This is a genomic window from Streptomyces sp. NPDC047061, from assembly GCF_040643955.1.
Taxonomy (GTDB): domain Bacteria; phylum Actinomycetota; class Actinomycetes; order Streptomycetales; family Streptomycetaceae; genus Streptomyces.
Genome location: NZ_JBEYVI010000027.1, coordinates 139,094 through 157,098, shown reverse-complemented (window position 1 = coordinate 157,098; position 18,005 = coordinate 139,094). Strand labels below are relative to the sequence as shown.

Genomic DNA, 18,005 nt, shown 5'->3' with positions numbered 1-18,005 from the left:
CCGGGCCGGCTTCCCGCTCCTCCGCCAGCGCATCCTGCTCAGCTGATGCTCCGCCAAACCCGGCGATCACCCGCTACGAAAATCTTGGAAGACCCACAAGTTCCGTGTGACGGTTGCTGGCCGTAATGTCAGAGGCATGTGGTGGGATGGCAGAACTTCGTTCCCATCGTGCTGGAGATCCTCTCAATGCCTGGTGCGTACCCGTCCCTGACGCGAGCTCTGGCCGAGGCACTGGTCGACGCTCTCTGGTTCGTCGAGGGTTCTGAAGACGAACAAATGGATCCAGATGACGCCGTCAAGGTTCTGGAGGGCGTCGCCTAGGTGGTGAGCAAACTGTTGCCCGGGCAGCGGGACGAGTTCCTCGACTTGCTTGGAGCGATGGCCCTCGAGGAGTCCAATCCGTCTCGGCGGGCGTTTCTGGAGGAGTTCCCGGACGGCTTCGGGCTTCTGGAGGACGAGGGCTGACGCGGGTCCTCAGGCGAGCAGGACCCGTTTGCGGAGAAGGCTGAAGCTGGCGCGGCCGAACATCTGCCGTTTGAGCATCTTGATCCGGTTGACTGCGCCCTCGACCGGGCCGGAGTTCCAGCCGGTCGTCAGGCCGACGGTCACCGCGTCGAAATCGCTGTGCAGGCCGACGGCGAAGCTGCTGATGCCGGGCAGGTCGGCGTCCGCGGCCTCGGTGATCCAGTCGGGCAGACGGGTGCCGCCGAGCGTGGTGAGCATTTCAGCGAACGAGCTGGTCAGCTCAGCGGCGGATGCCAGTTCGGGGCAGTGGTCGAGCACGGCCTTGCGGTGCAGCTTCTCCTCCTCGGTGAGGGTGGCCGGGTGCCGGGTGAGCCAGCCGGTGACCTGCCGCACCGACGGTGGTGGCGGGGCGGGGGTGAAGACTTCCAGGCGGGGCAGGCCGCGCCGGGCCCAGTCGCGGACGGTGGAGTAGTGGTCAGGGAAGCCACGGGTGGTGATCTCGCGGTAGAGGTCGAGGACGGTGACCTTCCCGTCCGTTTCGGCCCAGCGTTGAGCCAGGTAGGGCTTGAACGGGTCGAGTTTGCTGGGGAGTTGACGCTTACGGCCCTTGACCATGTCCTGCCAGCGGGCAACGCGGGCGTACCGCTGGACCGTGTGCCGTCCCCAGCCCAGGTGGCGGGCGATGTGACGGATGCCCATGCCCTGGGCCAGGAGTTCATGGACGAGGGCATGGTGGGCGCGGGCCCGCTCGGCGAACCTGCCGGTCGGGTCCTCGTTCTGGTCGTCCGGGGTGGAGGTTGCCTCAACGGGCGTCTCCCACTCGGGCTCTGGTTCGGGGGCGGCCGGCGGGAGTTCTCGCAGGCAGGAGCGGTGGGCGGCGACGGTCTTCTCGACCGCGGTGGTGAGGTTCTGCCAGAGGTGGAACCTGTCGGCGACTTGGAGAGCCTGAGGTGCGGCGGTGGCGGCCGCCTCGGCGTAGGCGCCGGAGCGGTCGCGGCAGATGACTTCGATGTCGGGATGGGCCGTAAGCCATGGGGCGAGGGCGGCGGCATCGCGTTCGGGCAGCAGGTCGAGGACCTGGTGGCTCTCGGCGTTGATCACCACGGTGCCGTAGACGTGGCCGCGCCGGAGGGCGAAGTCGTCCACGCCGACAGCCGGGGGCTCGGCGGTGGTCGGGTCGGGCAGGTCCATCACCCGGCGCAGCAGCGTGGTACGGCTGGTGATGATACCCAGGAGCTGCGCGAGGCGGGCGCCTGCCCTGCCGGCCAGGGCCAGTCCGATCGCGCCCATCGCCTGCCGCAGTCGTTCGGTGACACGGCCGTGGCGACGGGTGAGCCCCGCCACCTGCTCCACGAACGTCCGGCGACCGCAAGCCGTGGTCGCGCAGAGGAACCGTCGGACGCGCAGCACGAGTTCCGCTCTCTGCCCGGCAGTGGGCAAGTCTGCGGGAAACCGCAGGTAGGAGCTGTGCACCCGTTCCGTCCATTGGCCGCAATCCGGGCAGGCGGCGCCGATCGGCGTGCATCGGGCCTCGATGCGTATCGTCTCGCCGTCCGCACGTACGGCCACGACTGCGACAGCGGCAACCGAAGGGAACAGCAGCTCCTGCAACCGGGACAACACCTCGTTCACGGCCACCGAATGTCCGGCGTGCCACCCATACGAGGAGCGATTTCAGGGCGTCTTATGCACCGCCGAAGGAAGACCAACAACTACAAGGAGTAGTCGGCTCACGGGACTTGTGCCAGACCCGCGTCTTGGGACCACCGAGGCGTCTCGAATCGGCCCCAATCTGTGAAGATCACTGCCCGCGAAGATGGCTTGAGAGCGGTCCTAGCTGGCCCTAGTGCCGTGACCCGGCGTCGCAACCTCCGTACCGTCTGGGGGGGCACCGGGGGCGGCGAGGCCTTCTGCGGCTCGCTCATCGCATGCCTCCTCTCGCGTCTCCAAGCCCCGCCCCGGCAGCGGGGATCTGTGGGAAGCACAGCCCAACTGTTCTACCCGCCGGGCGAGCCGGAGACGGAGAACGCGCCGGAGCCGGTGGAGTAGCGGCGGCAGTCACGGTCGTAGTGTTCGACACCCCTCGCGCCCGGGCAAGGCCTGAGAGGCATCACCGTCCTCGTGCCCCACGCCCCACGTCTGCCGAAGCAGCGCTGCGCCGAGCGGGGTCAGCGTGTGCAGGACCGTGGGGCCGATCTGCTGGCTGGTCGTCAGTCCGGCGTCGCGGAGCACCGAGGCGTGCCGACTGGCGGCGGACAGTGAGACCCCCACGACCTGGGCGAGCTCTCCCGTGGTCAGCCCGTCCGCGACGCACCGCAGAACCCGCGCGCGTGTGCCCCCGAGCAGCGCGCCCAGCGGCACCTGTTCCGGGGGAAGCGTTTCCTCGGGCACCGTCGGATGGTTGAGCGGGTACGAGAGTACGGGCGGCAGGTCGGCGTTGGCCAGGGCAACAGGTGTTCCCCACGAGAAGTACGTCGGCACGATCCTGATCCCGCGTCCGCGCAGATGGAGATCGCGATCTGTCCGGTAGTCCACTTCGAGGACCGGCGGGTGCCAGCGGAATCGAGGCCCCAGACTCGACAGGAGCCCCTCGATGCCCCTGGTCAACAGCGCGCGGGCGAGGAGGGCGCGGTGTGCGACGATCCCGCTGGCGACGCGCTCCGTGAAAGGGGCCACGGCCACCTCGTGGTACCGGCGGATCAGCTCGGTGAACTCCCGCCGTTCGGCCGTCTGTTCCAGCCGCAGCGCCCAGGAAGGCACCGGGGAGACGCGGTTCAGGAGCTGTAACTCGGCGCGGACGTCGTGTCGAGGCATACGTAGGATGCCGTCGAGGACCGCTGTGATCCCGCCCTCGGATTCCGTCGGCGTCAGGAAGTCGGGCAGGTACGGCCCGAGAGCGTACAGCGGGAACAACACCTGGCGCACAGGCCGAGCCAGTCCGGCCACGTTCAGGTCGGCTCGGACCGTCCGGTGCCATGCGGCGAACTGCCAACGGCCGCCGCGCGACTGCAACCGATGGAGCGTCGAGAGCACCTCCCACATCGGGTCCGGCTCCGCGGCGACGCGGACGCGGGCGAGGTCGACCTCAGTGAAGTGAATACGGAGCACGCGATTCCCCCCGGAGAGCTCCACATTTGCGCTGAGGCGCAAGAGTGTGTCGCCGATGTCGGGGTCCTGCCAAGGTTCGGCCAGGCCAAGAAGGTGCCATGGCCGAATCCGATGTTCGACCGCCCGAACCAGGAGGAATTCGCGTGCTGACGAAGAGAGCCAAAGCGACCGCCGGCACCATCGCGGCCCTGACCGCCGGAGTCCTAGCCCTGAGCGCCGGCCCCGCGTCCGCGAGCGGCACGTACAGCGGCCTGGCCTACGTCTACGGTGCCGGGGTCTTCATCGACGACTGGAACAACGAGGGCATCGTGGATCAGAGCCACAACACCTCGTCCAACGCGACCTGCCTGTGGCAGACGATCCTGTGGTCTGACGGCTTCCTCGGCACCGGCGACATCGACGGCATCTTCGGGAGCGACACCGCGAACGCGACCAGGCAGTGGCAGAACGCCTGGACCGACGACACCCCCGACGGGTCGGCTGGGCAGATCACCTGGACCGCGGCAGGCAGATTTCTGTACAACGAAACCGAGACGCATACCGGCAACACCGTGAGCTACTACGACGGCTCCCTGCACGACTTCGCCCTGAGCCGCGACAGCAACGGCTACTACCACTTCTACGACAGCACCGGCGCCGACCGAGCCGCCGGATACAACTACCGGACCTGCAGTTAGCTGCGGATCTTCAGGGACGAGCAACCCTTGTCCGCAGCCACCTGGCTGGAGGGTCCGCGGGGCCCGCCAGGCCCACACCGCTGGATACGGATGCGGGCCACGACCTGCTCGACCGGGTGCAGTCATTCACGTGGCTACGGCAACTTCTTCCGGCCCCACTAGGCGCTTCCAGCGGGTCCTGAAAGTCTCCGTCACTCACAGCAACTGCGTCACGGAACTTGTGCCAGACCCCAGCTCACATTGTCGAAGCCGCGCCGGTGTCCGAGCCACGCCTGGAGCTCGAACAGGCTCATAGGCTCTTTCGCGTTGTAGGGCTGGCTGGCGATGGTGGGGCAGGCGCGGTGGCTGGTGATGATGCCGCAGGCGCCGACGGCCGGGACGCCCGCTTTGCCGCAGAGCGCCGACCCAGGCCGGAATCTCTGGACTCTAGGCCAGGGAGCACGTCAATGCGGGCCTCCTGCACGTCGCACAGGGATGTTGTCAACGGGAGTGGTTGGCCAGAGACAGGAGAAGATGTGCAGTCTCCGGCCGTAGGTGGTCGGAGTGGGCCCCGGCAGGTCCGCTTCCGTGCATGAACACTTCGCTTGCGTCGACGCTGACGAAACGATGATCAAGGTTGGCGATAGGATACGCGGTGCCGGTGCCGTGCATACGGATGCCGGACACGGGCGCGGGTGCGGTCCCGATGCCCGCGTAGCCGATGCCGGCCCGCTTTTCCGCCCGCAGATGCCAGAAGCCGTTGGCGCGGTCGTGCTGGGAGTAGGTAGCGACCACGGGACCGCGCAGGGGCGCCTTTCCCAGTGAGGGGAAGGTGGTAGCGAAGGCATCGCGAGGCGCCGCCATCTGGAGCAGCAACATCGAGTCGACGGTGAAGGGGCGGCCGGGCGGCCGGGGGGTGCTCCAGCCGAGCGTCGGCGGTTCGTCAGCCGCCCATTGGACGGCCTCGCAGACAAAGCGGCAGCCAAAGGAGTGACCGATGACATGCAGGTACGCGCCGTCTCGAGTGGCGAGGACTGCGGGTGCGGCTGGGCCCGGACGGGTGAGATCGAGGTAGCCGAGCAACTGGCCGATGACGCGGGAGGCGTGGCCTTGTGTGCTCATGGCGTGAGCTCGGTCGCGGATGCGGCGGTAACCGCTCAGGGACGGCAGCGAGCGGGAGGGCCAGCGGATCAGGACGGTCCATGGCCGCCAGGGCCGCAGCGCCGGATACAGCTGAGGATGGTCCTCGTACTGGTGTGCCGAGAGCTCCAGCAAGTGATGGACCGCGGTGAGAGCCGACTTGGGGGAACTCTGCCAGCCGTGGGCGTACACCAGAAGGTCGGTGGCCCAGCCGGGAGGAGTCAGTTCCTCAGCGAAGTGGTCCAGCAGCCGGTTGCCCGGGACAGGACGCGGGCCCTGAGGCGTGGTTGCCAGCAGCCGGCCGTCGAGGTCGAGGTCGACCAACTGCACGGCGGCCGGGCTCACGTGGTCGGCCCGTGTGCGTCGGCCAGCTGGGCGGCCCGCTCGAGTCGCGCGTCCATGCCGCAGTGAAGGGCGTAGGCGAACCCCAGCGGGTTGTGGAGTTCGTCGGCGAAGTACCGGGCGGCGCTGTGGGCTGCTTCGCCGGCCGTGTACTGGCCAGCCAGGTAGCGGGTGAGGAACTCAAGCGCGTATTCGGCCGCGAAGATTTGCGGCATCTCGATCTGCGGTGCGAGCACGCCCCGCGCGCCCGCCCGGATCAGCTCTCCGCCAAAGAAGGCGGGATCACAGCCCTCTGCGGGTACCCCCGCGTGGCATGCGTTGATCATCACGAAGGGCTGGAAAGGATGGTCGTTGCCCGCGTCGTGCCGGCATTCCCGCACGGTGTCCGCGTCGATGGGGACGCCGTCGGTCAGTCTGAGAGCCAGTGCGGGCGGGTGGGCACCGTTCGGCACGAAGTGGCCGTGGCACCAGAAGTACATCAGGTGCTCGCATAGGCTGCGATCGGCGAGGGCAAGCCGGAGTTCGGAGCGCCTGCTGCGCTGAACGAAATGGGTGTCGCGGGCGAGGAGCGCGGCCACGTCGGCCGCCCGGGTACGGCCATGGGCGTCGACCTGCTCGTCGTGGTTCAGGCTAACAGTGGGCACCTTCGGCGCCTGACGTCGACTGGTCAGCCACGGGTACGCCCCGCCGGTTTGCTCGATCTGATGGCGATGGCCAAGGAAGCGCTGATAGATGGTCGCCGGTTCCCGGGCTGCAGTGGACTGTGACAGATCCTCGGGGCGCAGGCACATCATCGGCCAGGGGATGTACAGCTCGGAGTCGAACCGGACCCGGAACCCCTCACAGGCGGACAGGGTTCCCGCCAGGTGTTTGCGAAAGACCTCGACATGCGGATCCGGTCCCCCCAGGAGTGTGGCGAACAGCAACTGTTGGCCCGCCAGGGCCAGTTCGTCCAGGATCTCAAGCAGCCCCCCGGGCGGCTGGGACCGCAGGTCTACCAGGGCGGCATAGGGATACTCGAGGGTCTGCGGTGACGGAGAGCTGTCGTGCTCCGGTGACCTAAACCCGACGAAAACGTCCTTCCACAGACGGCACAGGCGCATGGCTGCCGCGCGTACATCGGCCGGGCGCGCAGTGAGGTCGGCGCGATGCTCGGTGCCGAACAGGGACGCTACGGCCGGACCATGCATGCGCGCCCGGATACGGTCACCGGCCACAACGTCGAGAGAGACGATGAGGTCGGGGCTCTGGGTGACCTCGTCAGGCAGCGTGGTGAACGCCCGACTGGGGTCCTGCACCACCCGGACTACGAGTTCTGCGCTCATCGCCCGCTACCACCCCGCTGCGACACCGTGTGGCGGGTGGCCGAGTTCGTCGGGACGTCTCCGGCAGAGACATCGATCTCTGTTTCCACCTGTTGCAGGACCGTTCCGGTGCGTTCCAGGGAAACAGTGAAGCGGATGACGTGACGGCCGGGATGGCGTGCCACGAAGGTGAACTCCCCTCCGTCCCCCTCCCGTTCCGACGGGCGCAGCAGCGCCATAGCGGGCTCCACGGTGGCAGGAGTCAGCGGCGTTGCGGCGACGGCCAGCAACGGACGCTGCGGGGCCGCAACATCCGACCAGGGATGAGCAGGGCCCGGGACCACACGCAGCACCAGCTGGCTCTCGACGGAAGCGACGGGAGGCTCGCCTGGCACGGCGACGTGCACGCGGCAGATCTCTGCAGCATTGCCGGCTCGCGTCTGCTGCCCTTCAACTCCTGCAACACCCGTGGGCCGGCGCAGCCCTGACGGCCGTGCCGCAGACCCTGCACGCTGTCCTACCTCCAACTCGCCGAACGGGCGGGGGTTGCGTGCGGGATCGTCGAACAAGATGGCCAAATGGCGGCCGACGTGCTGGTCCCAGGCCTCCGGGCCTAGATCCAGCGCTTCCTTGCGCCACTGCACGACGCGCTCGGTCAGCCTGCCCAGACTATGGTCCTGCACCATATCGGCGACGGCGTCTTGGAACTGCGGGTCCGAACAGTCACTGTGATGCCAGATCATTGCGGGAACCCCCGCCCGCAGCCCGGCCTCCAACTCGCGGCGGCCTACACCGGAGGGGGCAGACGGTGGCTCGCTGAGGACCAGACAGACGGCGTCAGCATCCTCTTTGAGTTCGCGCTCAAGATGAAAGAGGTGCGAGGTGTCGCCCGGCCTGCTCCACAGGGAACGCGTGTCCCCGGGATGCTCCTGCAGCTGACGCCACTTGCTGTGCCAGGGCCGGTGCCAGCTGGCCTGCCGCAAGCGCTCCAGACTACGCACCACCACTGGATAATCCATGATCAGCGGGCTCGGGTCTGAGGCACTGGAGTCCCTGGACCACCACTCGACGGGCTCGTTGAGCAGTTCCAGGGGCAGGATGAACTCAAGGGCCACTGACTGCCGAAGATCGGCCCACCTGCCCTCGGTCTCCTCGATCAGTTTCTCCACCGCACCGGGCAGTTCCTCCCGACGGCACAGGACGGTCTCGCCACGCACCGGATGCCAGCCCGCAGAGTCGGCTTGCCGCCAGTGCGAGACGTAGAAGCGGTCCATGTCGAGGCGATCCGGCTCAAACTGGATGACCAGATACGCCGGTGCGAGCGCGAACTCCGCCTGCACGAACTCCCGGTGCCGCCACTGCCCTAGCAGGTCCTCCACACCCAGCCGCACGGCCTGGTCGCGGTTGAAGCGGTGTAGCAGCTCGGCGCCCTCCACCGAGCCGTCTTCCACCAGTTTCTCGGAGCACAGGGCGAGAAACGCCATGCCGGGCGGCAGTTCATTGCCAGAGGACTCCTCGCAGGCCAGCCGCAGAAAGACCTGCCAAGCCGTCTGACACCACGGAGGCAACTCCTGAACGCGCGAGCGGCTCGCGCGCCTTGCCATGGCAGACAGATGCCAGGATCGAGAGGGCAACAGCAGGGGCCGCAGACGTCTGAGGTCGGCATCATTGAAGAAGCGGACAGCGCCCCACTCGTCCACGAGCGGCCACAATGTCGCGACCGCCTCTGACTGCTGCTCCACGTAATCCAGTGAGCGGGCCAGGCACGAGAGCCCGTCCTCCGTGTCGGTGCAGGCCAGCGCCACGCGCAGTAGCCAGGCGCGCAGGGGCGCCTCGCCCTGCGGCTCGACAGGCGCCCCGAGTTCGTCCGCGACCAACCGGCGCCAGATCTCCTGAGAGGCTGGTTGCCGCACGGTGGGCGAATCCTGGAGCACGTCCACGAGGCTGACAATCAGCTCATTGCGCACGCGCTTCACACTGTGCTGGCCCACCCCTACCTCCAGACGCCACCGACGTTCTAGATGGCGTCAGCCAGCGTAGTGCCGCCTGCACGATGACAGTGAAGGATAGTCAGATCTGCTGCCGGGGCGGGGCGCTGTATGACGCCGCAGTCGCGTCTGGGCCCTACAGCCACTTCTACGCTTACGGTCAAGTTCCCCAGTGGACCACCCGGCAATTGGAGACGGGCGACCTCTTCCACTGCGACATGTACGGCGCCGCTGTAGAAGGCTACCGTTACGACCCCTCCCGAACGGTGATCTGCGGCGGCAAGCCGACCAAGGACCAGGAAGAAGTCGTCGAGGGTGCCATCGCCGCGATCGAGGCGGGCGTTGCCGCCATCCGGCCCGGTATGCGCGCGTCTGAGCTTTACACCATCGTCCACTCGGTTCTGGAGGAGAGGGGCGTTGAGATCGGCGATCCGCTCCACGGCCACTCTTATGGTCTCGGCTGGGAGTCGCCATGGCTGATCCCCTCAGAGGACGCGGTCATCGGGGCCGGCATGGCCATCGCCATCGAGACGATGGCGGGACGTGAGGGTGTCGGCTGCGCCAAGTTCGAGGAGAACGTCCTCGTCTCCGAGGACAAGGTCGAACTGCTGACCACCACCCCCAAGCGGCCCTGGTTGTAAGGGCTCGCAGGCATTCAACCTATTACTTCCCGTGATCCGGCTCGGTGATGCAGTAACTGATCGTTTCAGAATGCGGTTTGGAGGCGGCGGAGGCATATGAGGCTGCAGGCCAGTTCGAGCAGGCCCTGGTGGAGATCGGCGCGTCGTTCGTAGCGGGTGCGGAGCCGTTTGAACTGGTGCAGCCAGGCGGTTGGGTCGGCCGCGCGGCGAGGTGCTCGCCGTGGGGCGAGTCCTGTTCCGCGCGGCCTCCCGCCGAACCGGACATGACGGTTTCCCGGTCATCCGGCTCTCCAGTGACTACTGCGTGAATGGTCTGGCTGGCCGTTCCGAATGGATACGGTCGTGGCAGATGTCGCAGGCCACGACTGTTTTGCGGCGCCGGTGAAGCATGACGCGCGCCCAGTCGGAAGGCTGCCATCCGGCATGTGCGAGGTCGGCGAGAGCACGGACGTGGTGCACCTGCACGTTGCCCTTGCTTCCGCAGATCTCGCAGGTATCCGCCAGGAGTCTCGCGATGAGTTCCTTCTGGGGATAGTCCACCCGGACAGGCTCACGATCGGCGAGTTCCGCCGCCCGCTGCCGTTGGAGAGGAATCCCACCGAACCGGGCCACCAGTGGTGTCCTGTTCTTCCGCTCGATTCGGGCCTCGAAGCAGACTCGGGGACCGTTGGGGGTATCGATTCTGGCCTTGCGCTTGGCGGCCATCTTCGACACTGACGAGCGGTGCTTGGCCGCAAGAGTCTTGAGCATTGAAGTCTCCATGACCCATTGGAGCCGATGCAGCCGGAAGACATCTCCGGCAAGCAGGTAGTACTGGACGACGCCCCGATAGACGGTCCCGAAGGTCGCCACGATCGCGTGATCGCTGCTGTTGATCAGGGCCGTCTTCTTCGCGGGTTTTCCGCGATCGGTATAGGGGGCGCACTTGGCTTTGATCACGTCCCGTGGGACACGGAGTGCTATCTGGCCGTTGACTCGACGGTAACGGCCGGTTTTCTTCGTGTCGTTGTGCTGGGTCGTGATCTCGTAGCCGAGAAACCTTGCTGCCCGGGTGCGGGCGTGAGTGATCAGTGTCTTTTCCTGGGACAGTTCCAGTTTGAGTTCGTCACGCAGGAACTGGGCCAGGCGTTTTTTGATCTGCTCGGCCTCGGCTTTTGGTCCGGTGAAACCGAGGAGGTGATCATCCGCGTAGCGTATGTAGCGCAGCCTGCGGTAGCCCGGATCGTTGGGATCCGCGCTGGGCAGGCTGACCATCTGCTGACGCAGCGCACGGGCCTGGACCCGGTTACCGCGCCGGCGGGCTTTCGCCAGCAGATTCTGCAACTCCAGGTAAGCCGGGTTGCGGGCCCGGCGCTTCCCTCGGGTGTGCTCCGGAATCAGAACTGTCTCGACGAACTCATCCAGCTTGTGCAGGTAGATGTTGGACAGGACCGGGGAGGCCACTCCGCCCTGCGGCGCTCCGGAGAGCGTGGCGCCCCATCTCCAGTCCTCCAGGTATCCGGCTGTCAGCATGTTGCGCAACAGCCGCAGAAACCGCTGGTCATGGATCCTTTCGCCGAGGATCGACAGCAGAACCTGGTGGTCCAGGCTGCCGAAGCAGTCGGCGATGTCCCCTTCGACGAACCAGGAAGTCCCGGTCCAGGTGTGGTCCACTTCCCGTAATGCGGTGTGGCAGCCCCGCCGGGGACGGAACCCATGAGAGCGGTCGGAGAACGTCGGCTCATAAAATGCCTCAAGTAAAAGGCGGATCACTTCACCGACGAGCTTGTCCGACCAGGTCGGCAGTCCCAACGGGCGTGTCTTCCCATTCTTCTTCGGGATGTGGACGCGCCGGACCGGGCGGAAGCGGTAACGCTCGTGACGCATCGCCTCAATGATCCGGTCGATCTTCCGCTGTGACATGCCGTCGACGGTTTCCGACGTGACCCCGGGCGTCATCGCACCATGGTTGGCATAGATGCGACCGTAGGCCAGCAGATACAACTGCGGGTTGAACATTTGCCGATACAGTTCGTCACACGGCAGGCCACGCCTGCCGCGTTCACGCAGGACACCCAGCACCGTTTTGGCGTTCTGCATTCCGCATACCTCCCGGGTTCGAGTGTCCGAATCACCTGGCCCCCTTCGCCCGATGCGGACGGCTTTCCCGTCCTCCCTGGCCGGTCGTGACTCCGGCGACTACTACGGGGCCTCCGTCGCCATAGGATTCGCATCCCGTAGGCGATCCCACGTTCGTCTCTGTCTGTACGTTCTAGCGCGAGTTAGGCGTCCCACTCATCTCCTTGAATGTCCTCGCTGGACATCGCTCCGCACTCCGGAAGTTGCCCCGGCCACAGCATTCGAAGCCAGGGCAGAGTGCGGCACCGGTTTCAGGTGTCTTTCCGGCGGATGGGAACTTGCATCTTCTGGAGATTGGGCTTCAAACAATCCAGTCTTCGCCATATCGCGCGGGCCACCCTGCGCACCGTGCCCGACAACTGGCCCCGGCCACAAGTTTTCTGACATGCTCTTGTCCCCTTCACCTTTCGGATCCAGGTAAGTCATCGGGCCCAGGAACCTCCTTCCGAGTTCCTCCCGGCTGAGCCGGGGATACAAACAGAGCGCCTCGTGGCGCACAAGGCGCGTTCGACCACCCAGCGGACCTTGCCAGTCCGGAGCCGTGGGCGACGCCGCGTCGGGCGATCACGGGCTTGATGCCGCGCTTCCATAGCAGGCGGCGGTACTTGTCGAAGTCGCAGCCTCGGACGGCGTACAGGCGCCGGGGCGTGCGGCGGGGGCGTCCTCGCAGTCCCCGGATCGATGGGACGGCGTCCGGCAGGGGCAGAAGCTGAGTGACGTCGTGCCGGTTGCCGCCGGTGAGCGTGACGGCGAGCGGGGTTCCGTGGCGGTCGACGATCAGGTGGTGCTTCGAGCCGGGGCAGGCGCGGTCGACAGGCGAGGGGCCGACATGATCCCCCCTTTCAGAGCCCGGATGTGCGAGCCGTCCACGGCGCAGTCGTCCACGGCGCAGTCGTCCACGGCGCAGTCGTCCAGGTTCAGCAGGTCGGTGCGGCGCAGCTCGCTCAGCAGGGCGGCGTGCAGGCGGGGCCGGACACCTGCCTCGGTCCAGTCCCGCAGCCGACGCCACGCCGTCACTCCGGAGCAGCCCACGGTCTCCGCCGGGACGTCCCGCCAGGCGACACCGGTCCGCAGCACGAACAGGACGCCGGCGAGTGCTGCTCGGTCAGGAACGCGCAACCGCCCGGGATGACGGCGGCGCCGTTCAGGAGCAGGTGGCAACAACGGGGCCACGCGTTCCCACAGATCGTCCGGAACAAGAGCAGCGCCCTGCGGTCCCGCCGCAGTCTCCCGTGCAGGTTGTCCTTCGCGAATTCATCGATCACGCGGCATGAGCCTGCCATGGGCAGCTCGTGGTCTCAAGATCCCGTACTCGGTCCCCAACGACCGGCAGAGCCAAGGGCCTGGCCATGACCGCCGCCCTGGCCCGCTGCAAGAAGCCCGCGAAACCTGCCACGTGGGACAACCTCCAAGTCAGACCGTGGCGGTGCGTCGCCGCCGGTGTCACGAGTCTGCCAGGCGGCTGCCTTGTTCGTATGCCGAGGCACGGGCAGCACGGACGCAGAGAAGACCGAAAGAGACCCAGGAGAGCGCCACTGAGCGTAGTCACTGTCAAAGGGATCGCAGATGGGTGTAGATCCTTTGGAGGGACTGGCTGAGCTGCGACTTCGGCAGACCGATCACGCGACGTACAACTGCTCGTTGGTCGAACACCGCAGGTGGCTCCACCAGCCGTAACCAAGATCGGCTGGACGGTCGCCGCCGGAGAGTTCGGAGCGTCCAGAAGGATCACGTATCACTTGCGAGTCCGCAGGTCTGCGCTGGTGAGGCGGTCCTTCCCGAGGAACTGCACTCATGGCACAACCCTCGCGCATGCCGGCAGGGCCCGCTGCTCCGCAGCTCCCCGTTGGCGGCATCGGCACTCGTCTCCCTGCCCGCCGGATCGTTCGGGAAGGCTCAGCCGCCGGCCATTCCCGAATCGTGCGACCCAGGGCCGTCCGCGGGTCCCGCTCAGGAAGGTCCAGGGGCATCAGCAGTGAAGGGCGGGTTCCGGCTTCGCTCCCTTCACCAGCGACTTCACCAGCGTGAACAGCTCGCCGGTCTGGGGGGCGTGCTCCAGCCGGGTGTCGACCGGAGCGACGGCCGCACGGTACGCCGCGAGCTGCGCCGCACCGGCCTGCCCCACGACCAGCCCTCCCGCGCAGAGTTGGGTGAGTTCATCCGCGTCCTCTGCCTGCAGTTCCGACATCGTGTCGTCGAAGGCTGCGGACGCGGCCCGGGTGAGCGCCTGGCGTTGGTGGGGACTCAGGCGCTTCAGCGCGGTGTCGCTGATGAAGGGGACGGCCATGCGGGGCCACAGCACCAGATTCCCTGTGAGGTACTTCTTGGAGGAGGCGTAGCCCTCGTGGTTGAAGGAGGCGATCGAGGACTCGATGGCGTCCATGTCGCTGACCGACCCGGACAGCGGATACCAGCGGGTGCGTGCGCCCAGAGCGTGGAAGGTGTCGTCCGCCAGCTTCGACTGTGCCACGCCGATGAGCTGCCCGTGCAGACCGGTGGGGGTCGGGGCCGAGCGACTCGCGGTGAACAGGTAGCGGAACTGGCCCGGGAGCAGGCCGAGGCCGGTGACGCCCGGGACGCTCAGTGCGGTGCCCAGCCGCTTGTAGAGGGGGCTCTTGAACAGCCGTTCCTGGGCCGCGTAACTGGTGATCAGCTCTGGCGCGCTGAGCATCCGCACGGCGCCGGGGAAGGCCCGCGTGCCTGCCACCCCCAGATCCGCTTTGCCCGCCTGGACGTCCGCGATCGTGCCGTCCTCGTAGGCGAGCCGGCCCGTCCGCCAGTTGAGCTTGGCGTCGATCTGCAGGGATCCCCCGGTCGCCTCTGCGGCCTGTTGGATGAACCTCTCCACCGCAGACGTGGTGCCGTAGGGCACGGCCATCGTCAGATGGACCACCTTCGGGGACGCTCCCGCCGAGCCGGATGTGGACTGCTGCGCCTTCGGTGCGCCCGACGTGCAAGCGGCGAGCGCAAGCAGTGGCGCGAGCAGCAGCGCCTCGACTCCCAGGTTCCTTCTCACCTTGACACCTCCTGGCGCCCTCGGGCGCTCCCTCGTTCAGCAGCTGCGCGTCGTCCACTGCCACAAGGATCTGCACTCATCGGAATCTGACGGTCCGGAGCATGCCCTCGAACCGTGTGACGGCGGCCGAAGCATCCTGGACCTGAGTGAGATCCATCAAGGTCCATGCCACCAGCGGCCTGCCGGGAGCGTCGATGACGACCACTCGAAATTCGTAGTCGGGCTGGAGGCCGAAGCAGTCCTTGTCGGGATCCGCTTCGGCCGTCGGGCAGCCGAGCGATCCGTCCATCGGTTCATTGGTGGTGCCGGTCAGCAGTGTGGCGGCGCGACCACCGACGGTCGTGGGCTTCTCATCCCGCCAGTTCGCGTGATGTCCGGCCTGCTCATGAAGGAATGCCAGGTAGCCCTTGTAGGTGGCCGGAGGCTTTTCGGGGCTCCCACCGCCCTCTGGCCGGTACACGACCGCGGGCAGCAGGAACCGGACCTTGTTGCTCGACCTCACCCACGTCAGGAAGGTGCTCGTGTCCGACACCGGCAGCGCTCCCAGTGAGGCGGGGACGGTGATCGTGAGCGGCGTCGCGAAGGACCGGCTGGTGTACGTCCGCGATACTGCAGCCGGATGTGAGGGCCTGGCGGCTCGTTCTGCGCCGCCACCGCAGGCCGCCGCAGCGAGCAGAGCGCACGCGCCCCCAGTGGAAACCACTAACTGACGAGCGCGCGTACGCCTCATCCGGCCACCCCCAAGGACGTGAAGTACAACTCTGGGGTCGCCGCATCGGCCGCGGCAAGAGCGAAGACGGGTAGACCGATCGGCACGGTCTCGGTGCCTCACGGGTGATCACCCAAACGTCGTGTCCCAGATACGCATGCACGACCGGCGGCACACGCGTGAAGAGACCGCGCGGCCCACTGCCATGCTCAGAACGGCTTCCCAATGGAGGAAGTCAAGCCGTGAGACATGGGCATCAAACCCGTTTGAGAGGACCAGCGATCTCTCCTAGGTTGGCCCGCGTGACGATCGAGGTGCCCTACCAACCGCTGCCGGTCGACCAGTCGGACGTCCGCTACGCCCACGGCCCCGACTCGGCTGCCCAGCCCGGCGTGCCTGTCGGCGAGACAATCGAGTTCGACTGGAACGACAGCGCGATCTACCCGGGTACCTCCCGGAAGTTCTGGGTTCACGTGCCCGCCCAGTACGACCCCGCACAGCCGGCGTCACTGATGGTGTTCCAGGACGGATGGTGGTACCTGGACCCCGAAGGAGAGGTCCGCGGCGCGATCGTCCTGGACAACCTCGTCCACCGCGGCGACATCCCGGCCACCATCGGCGTGTTCGTCGACCCCGGCATCTTCCCCGACGCCGCGGACCCGAAGAACCGCAACACCGAGTACGACGCATTCGACGACCGATACGTCAGCTTCCTCCTGAACGAGATCATCCCCGAGGTCACGCAGCGGTACACGATCACCGCGGATCCTGACCGGTGGGGCATCTGCGGTGGCAGCAGCGGCGGCAACTGCGCCTTTACCGCAGCGTGGCTGCGCCCGGACAAGTTCCGCCGCGTCATCGGGTACCTGTCCAGCTTCACGCAGATGCCAGGCGGCAACCCGTACCCCGAACTGATACCCGGCGTTCCCCGCAAGCCACTGCGCGTTTTACTGCAAGCGGGCCATCGTGACCTGCGCTGGAACGAGCCCGAAGCGAACTGGCTCGCCAACAACTTGCGTGTCGCGGCCGCGCTTGCGGAGGCCGGATACGACTTCCGCCTCGTCCTGGGCGACGGCGGTCACAGCCCCAACCACGGTGGAGTCCTGCTCCCTGATGCCTTGCGCTGGTCGTGGCGGTCGGGTGATCGCCCGCACTAGTACTGCTTCGTTAGGTTCTGGTTCTGGTTCTGCCTGTGGTGAGGGGGCGTCCGCAGGTGCTGCAGGTGCCGCTCCAGCACCGCAGCAGGTCCTGCAGTGCGTCGAGGACTTGGTAGAGACTCAGGCTTTCGTGCGGGCTTTTGGGTCGTAGCGCCGCAGGGTGAGGAAGGCCTGCGCGGCGGTGACCAGGGTGACGTGGTGGTGCCAGCCGCGCCAGGTGCGGCCCTCGAAGTGGTCCAGGCCCAGGCCATGCTTGAGTTCGCGGTAGTCGTGCTCGATGCGCCAGCGCATCTTGGCCCAGCGCACCAGGTCGGCGACCGGGGTGGTGGCGGGCAGGTTGGTCATCCAGTAGCCGGTGGGCTCGGTCGCCGTCTCGGGCTGTTCGATCAGCAGGGTCCGCAGCGGCAGCACACCGTCCCGCCGGCTGCGTCCGCCGGCGTGTTCCTGCGCTGTGCGAGTGGCTTCCTTGCCCGACGGCCGCACCTCGATCACCGCAAAACGGGAGGTCATCGGTGCCTTGCTGCCCTGGCGCCAGGTGACGCTCTCAAAGCGGGTGCCTGCTTCGGTCAGCTGGTGCAGGGGGCGGGCCGGCTCGCGATAGCGCGGCAGAGTCGGCGGCCCCAGCCCCTGGTAGGGCGGCAGGTACGGGACGGCACCAGCCGGGCGGGCGACCTCCTTGGGCTCAACGGCCATCACGTAGGACCAGCCCCGTTCCTCCAGTGCCAGGCGGAAGGCGACGCTGCGGCCGTAACCGCAGTCGGCCACGATCACCGGCACCGACGCAAGCCAGCCCGCCAGCCTCTCCAGCAGCCCCAGGGCCAGACGGGGCCTGGTCACATGCCCGACTTCGTCGGGCACGCCCGCGGCCCGGCGCCGCGGGATGTCGTGCGCCCATTCCTCGGGCAGGAACAGTTCCCATTCCAACGGGCAGGAGGAGGTATCGGTGGCCGCGTGCACGCTGACGGCAACCTGGCAGTTGGCCCGTTTGCCCAGCGCGCCGCAGTACTGCCGGGCCACCCCCACCGAGGCCCGCCCGCACTTGCGAAACGACACATCGTCGATGATCCACACCTCGGGCTGGACCACTTCGGCCAGCCGTTCGGCGATCCGCCGCCGCACCGGCGTCCACTGCCACGGCGACTGACTGACGAACTGCTGCAAGGCCTGCATGGTCCCGTCCGGCAGTCGATGTGCCATCGGCTGGATCGACTTGCGCCGGCCGTCCAACATCAGCCCCCGCAGATAGCACTCGCCCCTGGCCCGCTGATCCTTGCGCGGCACCGAGGCGAACACATCCTCCACGAACAGCCCCAACGCGGCCCGTAATCGGTTCACTTCATGTGCATCCACGTACCCAACAT

The 18,005-nt window shown here is 67.1% G+C and carries 14 protein-coding genes and 4 pseudogenes; 5 read left to right on the top strand and 13 right to left on the bottom strand.

The window, feature by feature from the left end; all coding sequences use genetic code 11:
- Nucleotides 1-168 precede the first annotated feature (168 nt).
- Nucleotides 169-321 carry a hypothetical protein gene (locus tag ABZ887_RS32445; protein WP_361297103.1) on the top strand — a complete coding sequence of 51 codons (153 nt, stop codon included), beginning with the start codon at nucleotides 169-171 and terminating at the stop codon, nucleotides 319-321.
- 3 nt (nucleotides 322-324) lie between these two features.
- Nucleotides 325-465: a hypothetical protein gene (locus tag ABZ887_RS32440; RefSeq protein ID WP_361297100.1), complete on the top strand. Its 141-nt coding sequence runs from the start codon at nucleotides 325-327 to the stop codon at nucleotides 463-465.
- 9 nt (nucleotides 466-474) lie between these two features.
- Here ABZ887_RS32440 and ABZ887_RS32435 read toward each other — a convergent pair whose 3' ends face one another.
- Both ABZ887_RS32435 and ABZ887_RS32430 read right to left on the bottom strand, forming a co-directional pair.
- Nucleotides 475-2,088, bottom strand: a complete 1,614-nt coding sequence (locus tag ABZ887_RS32435; RefSeq protein ID WP_361297118.1) for an ISL3 family transposase — start codon at nucleotides 2,086-2,088, stop codon at nucleotides 475-477.
- Nucleotides 2,089-2,523: 435 nt separating this feature from the next.
- A complete protein-coding gene (locus tag ABZ887_RS32430) occupies nucleotides 2,524-3,573 on the bottom strand; it encodes a helix-turn-helix transcriptional regulator (protein ID WP_361297097.1) in 1,050 nt (349 codons plus the stop codon).
- Nucleotides 3,574-3,716: 143 nt separating this feature from the next.
- Between ABZ887_RS32430 and ABZ887_RS32425 the strand changes: the two genes are divergently transcribed.
- The gene (locus ABZ887_RS32425; RefSeq protein WP_361297094.1) at nucleotides 3,717-4,250 is read left to right on the top strand and encodes a peptidoglycan-binding protein; all 534 of its coding nucleotides are present in this window, start codon (nucleotides 3,717-3,719) and stop codon (nucleotides 4,248-4,250) included.
- Here ABZ887_RS32425 and ABZ887_RS32420 read toward each other — a convergent pair.
- From ABZ887_RS32420 to ABZ887_RS32405, 4 genes and pseudogenes are all read right to left on the bottom strand, one after another.
- Nucleotides 4,250-4,383: pseudogene (locus tag ABZ887_RS32420) on the bottom strand (IS5/IS1182 family transposase); the annotation flags it as partial. The gene ABZ887_RS32425 and the pseudogene ABZ887_RS32420 sit on opposite strands and share 1 nt — an antisense overlap.
- A gap of 347 nt (nucleotides 4,384-4,730) precedes the next feature.
- The gene (locus ABZ887_RS32415; protein WP_361297091.1) at nucleotides 4,731-5,699 is read right to left on the bottom strand and encodes a hypothetical protein; all 969 of its coding nucleotides are present in this window, start codon (nucleotides 5,697-5,699) and stop codon (nucleotides 4,731-4,733) included.
- Between the two features lie 11 nt (nucleotides 5,700-5,710).
- Complete coding sequence (locus ABZ887_RS32410) at nucleotides 5,711-7,036, bottom strand: hypothetical protein (RefSeq protein WP_361297088.1); 1,326 nt, start codon at nucleotides 7,034-7,036, stop codon at nucleotides 5,711-5,713.
- Entirely contained in the window at nucleotides 7,033-8,982 is a 1,950-nt protein-coding gene (locus ABZ887_RS32405; RefSeq protein ID WP_361297085.1) for a hypothetical protein, read from the bottom strand. Before ABZ887_RS32405 ends, ABZ887_RS32410 begins: the two co-directional genes overlap by 4 nt.
- A gap of 86 nt (nucleotides 8,983-9,068) precedes the next feature.
- Between ABZ887_RS32405 and ABZ887_RS32400 the strand changes: the two genes are divergently transcribed.
- Entirely contained in the window at nucleotides 9,069-9,644 is a 576-nt protein-coding gene (locus ABZ887_RS32400; protein ID WP_361297082.1) for a M24 family metallopeptidase, read from the top strand.
- Nucleotides 9,645-9,709: 65 nt separating this feature from the next.
- Here the strand turns inward: ABZ887_RS32400 and ABZ887_RS32395 are convergent.
- From ABZ887_RS32395 to ABZ887_RS32370, 6 genes and pseudogenes are all read right to left on the bottom strand, one after another.
- Nucleotides 9,710-9,832 (bottom strand): annotated as a pseudogene (locus ABZ887_RS32395) (IS5/IS1182 family transposase); the annotation flags it as partial.
- Between the two features lie 109 nt (nucleotides 9,833-9,941).
- The gene (locus ABZ887_RS32390; RefSeq protein ID WP_361297079.1) at nucleotides 9,942-11,723 is read right to left on the bottom strand and encodes a reverse transcriptase domain-containing protein; all 1,782 of its coding nucleotides are present in this window, start codon (nucleotides 11,721-11,723) and stop codon (nucleotides 9,942-9,944) included.
- Nucleotides 11,724-12,262: 539 nt separating this feature from the next.
- Nucleotides 12,263-12,947 (bottom strand): annotated as a pseudogene (locus ABZ887_RS32385) (IS5 family transposase); the annotation flags it as partial.
- Nucleotides 12,948-12,961: 14 nt separating this feature from the next.
- A pseudogene (locus ABZ887_RS32380) lies at nucleotides 12,962-13,027 on the bottom strand (type I restriction endonuclease subunit M); the annotation flags it as partial.
- A gap of 704 nt (nucleotides 13,028-13,731) precedes the next feature.
- Nucleotides 13,732-14,778 carry a hypothetical protein gene (locus ABZ887_RS32375; RefSeq protein WP_361297076.1) on the bottom strand — a complete coding sequence of 349 codons (1,047 nt, stop codon included), beginning with the start codon at nucleotides 14,776-14,778 and terminating at the stop codon, nucleotides 13,732-13,734.
- 76 nt (nucleotides 14,779-14,854) lie between these two features.
- Complete coding sequence (locus ABZ887_RS32370; RefSeq protein WP_361297074.1) at nucleotides 14,855-15,310, bottom strand: hypothetical protein; 456 nt, start codon at nucleotides 15,308-15,310, stop codon at nucleotides 14,855-14,857.
- A gap of 479 nt (nucleotides 15,311-15,789) precedes the next feature.
- On the opposite strand from ABZ887_RS32370, the gene ABZ887_RS32365 reads away from it, so the two are divergent.
- A complete protein-coding gene (locus ABZ887_RS32365; RefSeq protein WP_361297071.1) occupies nucleotides 15,790-16,644 on the top strand; it encodes an alpha/beta hydrolase-fold protein in 855 nt (284 codons plus the stop codon).
- 120 nt (nucleotides 16,645-16,764) lie between these two features.
- Here ABZ887_RS32365 and ABZ887_RS32360 read toward each other — a convergent pair whose 3' ends face one another.
- Nucleotides 16,765-17,994, bottom strand: a complete 1,230-nt coding sequence (locus tag ABZ887_RS32360) for an IS701 family transposase (RefSeq protein ID WP_361297068.1) — start codon at nucleotides 17,992-17,994, stop codon at nucleotides 16,765-16,767.
- Nucleotides 17,995-18,005 lie beyond the last annotated feature (11 nt).

Bases quoted from the DNA above. Each gene is read 5' to 3' on its own strand.
- ABZ887_RS32410 (WP_361297088.1), bottom strand. From the start codon at position 7,036: ATGAGCGCAGAACTCGTAGTCCGGGTGGTGCAGGACCCCAGTCGGGCG.
- ABZ887_RS32390 (WP_361297079.1), bottom strand. From the start codon at position 11,723: ATGCAGAACGCCAAAACGGTGCTGGGTGTCCTGCGTGAACGCGGCAGG.
- ABZ887_RS32400 (WP_361297082.1), top strand. From the start codon at position 9,069: ATGACAGTGAAGGATAGTCAGATCTGCTGCCGGGGCGGGGCGCTGTAT.